Source organism: Mesorhizobium silamurunense (genome assembly GCF_014843905.1).
GTDB lineage: Bacteria > Pseudomonadota > Alphaproteobacteria > Rhizobiales > Rhizobiaceae > Mesorhizobium > Mesorhizobium silamurunense.
The window spans coordinates 1-603 of record NZ_LPVS01000183.1; the positions used below are offsets into that span (position 1 = coordinate 1).

The following is a 603-nucleotide window of genomic DNA, read 5'->3' on the forward strand; positions in this document are numbered from 1 at the left end:
GTAAAGAAAGGCAGGATCTGGACGTATGTCCGCGATCAACGCCCATGGGCGGGCGGCGCTCCGCCTGGCGCGGTCTACTACTTTGCTCCGGACTGGAAGGAAGACCACGTCCTCCGCCACCTCGGGCAGACAAGCGGCATCCTCCAAGCTGACGGCTACAAAGGCTATGGCAAGCTTTATGAGCCTGGAGCCGGTGGAACATCCCGCTTCCGAGAAGCGGCATGCTGGGCGCATTGGCGACGCGACTTCCATGATATCTGGACCTCGAACAAATCCGAGATCGCACGCGAGGCTCTCGACCGTATCGGTGCGCTTTATGACATCGAGCGCGACATTGCGGGTCAGCCTGCCGATGCCCGCCTTGCCGCACGTCAGAAGCATAGCAAACCAAAGATCGGGGCATTCCGTGTCTGGATCGAAACGCAACTGACCCGCATTCCGGGCAAGAGCGATTTGGCAAAAGCCTTCCGTTATGGCCTGAGCCGCTGGCCATCATTCTGCCTGTTCCTCGAAGACGGCCGCGTCGCCATGGACAACAATGCCGCCGAGCGAGCCCTGCGCCCGATTGGGATCGGAAGAAAAAACTGGCTATTTGCCGGCGCC

1 protein-coding gene is annotated in these 603 nt (G+C 60.4%); it reads left to right on the forward strand.

Annotation, left to right across the window (positions count from 1 at the left end):
- Positions 1–603, forward strand: a 603-nt coding sequence (gene tnpC / locus AU465_RS32950; RefSeq protein ID WP_192257174.1) for an IS66 family transposase, incomplete at both ends; no start/stop codon positions are given.